Origin of the sequence: Blautia sp. MB18-30, assembly GCF_023669475.1 — a bacterium.
Lineage (GTDB): Bacteria > Bacillota > Clostridia > Lachnospirales > Lachnospiraceae > Blautia_A > Blautia_A fusiformis.
This window is the reverse complement of record NZ_JAMOYY010000072.1, coordinates 1-4,041: the sequence shown is the minus strand read 5'-3', so window position 1 is coordinate 4,041 and position 4,041 is coordinate 1. Positions and strand designations below refer to the sequence as shown.

Sequence of the window (4,041 nt, the reverse complement as noted above, 5' to 3'; positions counted from 1 at the left end):
ATCATAATATGCTTCAGCCGAAGTTTTATGTAGATTATAATTTGTTTATATTATATAATTCGCAATATGTTGATAGGATTAATAGGGGAATGTTCTTTCGTAATAGACGTTCTTGTGAAAGAGTACAATATGATGCCAAAATTATAGCGGAGTTGTTTCATGATATAGCTATTGATAAAGGGGATATGTTAAATGTTATGGATAGCCTTTTGTATTTAAATAGAGATTACAAGAGGCATATAATTACAAAAGAAAGGAGTGAGTATATAGAACATATTATTTCTTTATTCGAATGTATTTATCAAGGCAATCGAAAAAAGGAAATGAAAAAAGAAAGAGAAAAATGTGAAAAAGAGCTAGACTATTTTTTAAATGATGGAATTCAATATTTACACTATTATCCTCAGATTTTTCTGGCTGTTATCACTTTATCACTACAATTGGACAAGAAAATTGATATAGAAAAACTTTTAGCATGTACATTTGAAAAAAATGATAAATTTTATAACTATACTACTCCTAGGATACTTTATAAACTTTTATATAAAGCAAAAAGTGAGCCGGATTATTTATTGCTATTCCTTTTTTCTATTATAAAATGTCTACATAAAAGAAGTAATTCTGTAATTGAATATGTTTTAAGACATGGTAGGCATGAGAGATTTGAAAATGAAATGGATGGAGTGGATTTGGATAAAGTGGTCGAATTTTCATATTGTATATGGAAAGATTTAAATGAAACTGAAACATATCAGGAGTTTAAAAATAGATTAGTTCAGAGAGATTTGTTTATGAACGAATATGATAATTTATATGAAGAGATGTATTTATCATATATAGAAGATGAAAAAGGTGTTCTAGATGAGCGTATAAAGAAATCTCTCCATTAATAACAATTTGGTAATAGAAAATACGGCTCTATTCTGGGTCTAAAAATTTAAACTGATATAAATATGAGGGTGCTTTTTAGGAATACGGATAATAAATCCTTTAAAAATTAGAGAAAAACAGTCAGTTCATGTTATCTGCCGAGGAGTTCGAATAATATATTGGAGGATGGAGAAGAGTTTTAATTATAATTGCAATATCTTGGATTATTTCTGGAATAAGCAATCTGGTAGAATATTTTGGAAAATGAAAAAATCCTAAGTTGTCAAGGCGGAATTTGGAGAGTGTGTTGATATGAAAATTAAAGAAATCAAGGAGAATAAAAAACAATTTCTTCCGCTGTTGTTATTAGCAGATGAGCAGGAGGATATGATAGACAGGTATCTTAATAGAGGGATAATGTATGTTTTGGACGATGATGGAGTTAAGTGCGAATGTGTAGTAACAGACGAGGGGAAAGGCGTTCTTGAAATTAAAAATATTGCGACTGAACCAGAATATCAAGGGAAGGGATACGGTAAAGTACTAATTGACTTTGTTGCTACGACATATAAAGGGAAATATTCTATACTGCAAGTTGGCACAGGGGATAGTTCGTTGACAATCCCTTTTTATGAGAAGTGTGGATTTGTTCGTTCGCATAGTATTAAAGACTTCTTCACAGATAATTATGATCATCCGATATATGAAGCAGGTATACAACTGGTAGATATGATTTATTTGCAGAAAAATATATAAGTCCAGGTTGCAGGGGGATTGAAAGGTTTTATAAAAATTATAGTGTTTAAGACTATTAGTTGATTTTGAGATATAAATTGCACATTACTGACAATAAAATGACAATACAAGTGGATGAAAACATAGCGAATACATACAAAACAGTTCGAAAACGAACTGTTTCAAAACTGAAACAATGAAGAAACACTATAAAGCAAATAGAATTTTGCGAGTTTGAATAAGAGCCACAAGTCTTGGAACCCGCTAAATAAGCGGCTTCCGAGACTTTTTCTTTTGCTCTGCTACTAATAGCAGCTACTCTTTTTCTGCCGTTTTCAGTTGATTGTCATTAACTTTAATAGCAAGAAACCCTGATGACTGCGGGCTTTCTTCTATATGATCTTTCATTGTGGCATCTGGATGATTTTCCCTGATGCGGTATTTGGTGGTACTAACGAAGGTCCGAACTGAGGTCGGGCGGTTACATCTGAGCCGTTGCTCTGAGTCTGCGGCACTTCACATGTGATACCTGCGGCTTCAAGCAGAGGGTTATCAGATGGTGGTTCAGGTGTTGGCGAATCTGTTGTCTGCAATGATTCCAGACTGTTAGAAGATCATTTGAGAAAAACTGGTAGTAAGCTTGCTAAACAGGTAAGGGAACGTGGTGCTGAGGAAATACTTAATGATATGCAGCTATTGGTTGGTCCTCCAGAACTCAGATATATTCAGAATGTGGCAATTATGATGTTCTGTGAGCATCCAGAAAAATTCTTTGGATATACTTATGTACAGATGACCTCTTTTCCTAAAGGAAGCGTTGAAAATCCAAGTATTAGTGAAGATTTCCCTAATATTACAGGTTCGGTGCTTCAGATGATTCAGGCAACAATGGAAAGATTTCGTAATTTGATTATTCGAGAAAAGGTAATTAAAGTACCAAATCAGATGGAGGCATTAAGGATATTCAATTATCCATATCAGGCAATAGAGGAGGCTGTGGTAAATGCTTTTTATCACAGAGATTATATGTCCTTTGAACCAGTAACTATAGAGATAGAGCCGGATTGCATAAATATTATGAATTTTCCGGGGATAGACAGATCTATTTCAGAAAAAACGATAGCTGAGGGAAAGAGATTTGTTTCGAGATATTATAGAAATAGACGACTTGGAGAGTTTTTAAAAGAACTGGATTTATCAGAGGGACATTCTTCTGGCATACCAACAATACAGGAAGAACTTGAGAAGAATGGCTCACCAAGAGCGGAGTTCTTTACGGATGAAGATAGACGAGCTATGAGAATAAGAATTCCAATCCACCTGGCATTTTTGGAAGCGGATGATGAAGTTTTGCTGCCAGATAGCTATGAGAAAGCGACGAAAAAATCATCAAAGAAAAAGATAGAACAATATGAAAAAATTTTAAAATTATTAAATGATGGTGAATGGCACAAAACAGTTGAAATAGCTGATAATCTGGGATTAAAGGATACTAGGACAAAGGAATTGTTAAAGGAATTAATTGCACTTGATAAACTCATTGATAATGGGAAAACAAAAGGTAAGTTGTATAGATTAAAATAATTCGTCGCTTTTTTCGTTGAAAAAGCGACGAAAAAAGTTATTCTATCATGAGGACTACCTGATAGATGCGTGTGTGTTGATGGTAATTAAGTGTTGAATATAGTACAGAACAGGTAGCGGAAATACGATACAGGAAGGAAAAAGAGATGTTGGTACAAATTGGTAATTGGCTATATCAAAATGCAATGGCTATTTTCATTTCTGCGATTGCATCGTTGTTAATATCGAAAAGATATTATGACAAAGCAAATCGAGAAAGTGTATTGATGATGGTGATATTTCCAATCGTTAAATTATTGAATGAAAAATATTATACGCGTAATGATTATGAAGCACTTTTTGAAATCAATTCTTCTTATGCGGTTAAATATCTTAGAAAAAAGGAAAGAAATAAGTTGCTTGAATTATTAAGTGCTTATAGAGATGTATGTAAATATAGTAAAGAGAATGCAGATACAAGTTGTATTATGGCATATTATAACTATAAGTTGAAAGAAAATGGCATTAATCCTAAACCTTGTGCAATAACAGATGATGATGGAGAAGTGGTAGCAGACGATTTTCCACCAGATTATAATTATTTGCAGGATTATGTGTATAAAATAGTTTCTTCATTTGATTTTATAGAGTCACCAGAAGAATGCACAATAAAAATTGCAGATGCGTTTAAATGCTATACAGAAAAGTATTATACGGGTGAAGAAATAATTTATTTTGAAGATTATTCTGTCGAGAAAGTGATAGAATTGTCTGAAATTTCTAAAAAGTGGAATGACAAATTCAAGCGAGCAGATAAGTGTAAAGAAGAATTTTTAAATTTACCTATTTGTAAAAAAGTAAAAAATATTATTG

4 protein-coding genes are annotated in these 4,041 nt (G+C 32.6%); all 4 read left to right on the top strand.

The window, feature by feature from the left end; all coding sequences use genetic code 11:
* A partial coding sequence (locus NCY57_RS16390) for a hypothetical protein (RefSeq protein ID WP_250789857.1) occupies nucleotides 1-890 on the top strand: 890 nt, incomplete at its 5' end.
* A 292-nt stretch (nucleotides 891-1,182) separates the two neighbouring features.
* On the top strand, nucleotides 1,183-1,626 hold the full coding sequence (locus NCY57_RS16385) for a GNAT family N-acetyltransferase (RefSeq protein ID WP_237971736.1): 444 nt from the start codon (nucleotides 1,183-1,185) through the stop codon (nucleotides 1,624-1,626).
* Nucleotides 1,627-2,223: 597 nt separating this feature from the next.
* Nucleotides 2,224-3,189 carry an ATP-binding protein gene (locus NCY57_RS16380; protein WP_237971738.1) on the top strand — a complete coding sequence of 322 codons (966 nt, stop codon included), beginning with the start codon at nucleotides 2,224-2,226 and terminating at the stop codon, nucleotides 3,187-3,189.
* A 146-nt stretch (nucleotides 3,190-3,335) separates the two neighbouring features.
* A partial coding sequence (locus NCY57_RS16375; RefSeq protein ID WP_250789856.1) for a hypothetical protein occupies nucleotides 3,336-4,041 on the top strand: 706 nt, incomplete at its 3' end.